The organism is Enterococcus sp. ARL09-542, assembly GCF_005234805.1.
In the GTDB taxonomy this organism is placed as follows: Bacteria; Bacillota; Bacilli; order Lactobacillales; family Enterococcaceae; genus Enterococcus_D; species Enterococcus_D gallinarum.
Window position 1 is genome coordinate 1 of record NZ_QPQX01000035.1, and the last position, 1,837, is coordinate 1,837.

Consider the following 1,837-nt stretch of genomic DNA (forward strand, 5'->3'; position numbering starts at 1 on the left):
CTTTTAAAAAAAGAGTTGACATTCACTTGTTGATCTGATATGATTTAAAAGTTGCTAACGCAGCGCAGTAGACCTTTGAAAACTGAACAAAGCAAGCAAACGAACCAATGTGTAGGGCGCTTCATTTATGAAGCAAAATACATGCAAGCAATAGCTAGCAAAGTTAATTTTATTTGAGCTTAACGATCCTATGGATCGTTCAAACAAATCATTATGAGAGTTTGATCCTGGCTCAGGACGAACGCTGGCGGCGTGCCTAATACATGCAAGTCGAACGCTTTTTCTTTCACCGGAGCTTGCTCCACCGAAAGAAAAAGAGTGGCGAACGGGTGAGTAACACGTGGGTAACCTGCCCATCAGAAGGGGATAACACTTGGAAACAGGTGCTAATACCGTATAACACTATTTTCCGCATGGAAGAAAGTTGAAAGGCGCTTTTGCGTCACTGATGGATGGACCCGCGGTGCATTAGCTAGTTGGTGAGGTAACGGCTCACCAAGGCCACGATGCATAGCCGACCTGAGAGGGTGATCGGCCACACTGGGACTGAGACACGGCCCAGACTCCTACGGGAGGCAGCAGTAGGGAATCTTCGGCAATGGACGAAAGTCTGACCGAGCAACGCCGCGTGAGTGAAGAAGGTTTTCGGATCGTAAAACTCTGTTGTTAGAGAAGAACAAGGATGAGAGTAGAACGTTCATCCCTTGACGGTATCTAACCAGAAAGCCACGGCTAACTACGTGCCAGCAGCCGCGGTAATACGTAGGTGGCAAGCGTTGTCCGGATTTATTGGGCGTAAAGCGAGCGCAGGCGGTTTCTTAAGTCTGATGTGAAAGCCCCCGGCTCAACCGGGGAGGGTCATTGGAAACTGGGAGACTTGAGTGCAGAAGAGGAGAGTGGAATTCCATGTGTAGCGGTGAAATGCGTAGATATATGGAGGAACACCAGTGGCGAAGGCGGCTCTCTGGTCTGTAACTGACGCTGAGGCTCGAAAGCGTGGGGAGCGAACAGGATTAGATACCCTGGTAGTCCACGCCGTAAACGATGAGTGCTAAGTGTTGGAGGGTTTCCGCCCTTCAGTGCTGCAGCAAACGCATTAAGCACTCCGCCTGGGGAGTACGACCGCAAGGTTGAAACTCAAAGGAATTGACGGGGGCCCGCACAAGCGGTGGAGCATGTGGTTTAATTCGAAGCAACGCGAAGAACCTTACCAGGTCTTGACATCCTTTGACCACTCTAGAGATAGAGCTTCCCCTTCGGGGGCAAAGTGACAGGTGGTGCATGGTTGTCGTCAGCTCGTGTCGTGAGATGTTGGGTTAAGTCCCGCAACGAGCGCAACCCTTATTGTTAGTTGCCATCATTTAGTTGGGCACTCTAGCGAGACTGCCGGTGACAAACCGGAGGAAGGTGGGGATGACGTCAAATCATCATGCCCCTTATGACCTGGGCTACACACGTGCTACAATGGGAAGTACAACGAGTTGCGAAGTCGCGAGGCTAAGCTAATCTCTTAAAGCTTCTCTCAGTTCGGATTGTAGGCTGCAACTCGCCTACATGAAGCCGGAATCGCTAGTAATCGCGGATCAGCACGCCGCGGTGAATACGTTCCCGGGCCTTGTACACACCGCCCGTCACACCACGAGAGTTTGTAACACCCGAAGTCGGTGAGGTAACCTTTTTGGAGCCAGCCGCCTAAGGTGGGATAGATGATTGGGGTGAAGTCGTAACAAGGTAGCCGTATCGGAAGGTGCGGCTGGATCACCTCCTTTCTAAGGAATAGTACGGAAGACTACACATCGTTTGCCTTTGTTCAGTTTTGAGAGGTTTACTCTCAAAG

The 1,837-nt window shown here is 50.6% G+C and carries 1 rRNA gene; it reads left to right on the forward strand.

What is annotated here, in order from left to right:
• Positions 1 to 209 precede the first annotated feature (209 nt).
• A 16S ribosomal RNA gene (locus DVW06_RS16560) occupies positions 210 to 1,769 on the forward strand.
• Positions 1,770 to 1,837 lie beyond the last annotated feature (68 nt).